This is a genomic window from Stenotrophomonas sp. SrG, assembly GCF_050031795.1.
In the GTDB taxonomy this organism is placed as follows: domain Bacteria; phylum Pseudomonadota; class Gammaproteobacteria; order Xanthomonadales; family Xanthomonadaceae; genus Stenotrophomonas; species Stenotrophomonas rhizophila_A.
The window spans coordinates 1-252 of the sequence record NZ_JBNBBE010000575.1 but is presented as its reverse complement, the minus strand read 5'-3'; the positions used below and the strand labels follow the sequence as shown (position 1 = coordinate 252).

The following is a 252-nucleotide window of genomic DNA, read 5'->3' as shown; positions in this document are numbered from 1 at the left end:
GCGCAGAGCCTTACGGCACGGGATGCCGCGGGCCGCCGCGTCATCGTGGTCGACGACGTCGTGACGACCGGAGCGAGCCTCGAGGAGGCCGTCCGCGCGCTGCGCGCCGCCGGGGCGGACGTGGTCGGCGCCGTGACGGTCGCCGCCACACCGCGCCGTATGAACGGCAGGAAGCCACCGGACGTCGCATTCGAAACTCACAGGTGACAGGCGACCCCCGCGGGGCTAGCGTGGGGGAGACAAGGCGACTGA

1 protein-coding gene is annotated in these 252 nt (G+C 73.0%); it reads left to right on the top strand.

Translation table 11 applies throughout. The features are described from left to right. Nucleotides 1-207, top strand: a 207-nt coding sequence (locus ACQG3P_RS20910; protein ID WP_426806127.1) for a phosphoribosyltransferase family protein, incomplete at its 5' end; no start/stop codon positions are given. Nucleotides 208-252: the final 45 nt, after the last annotated feature.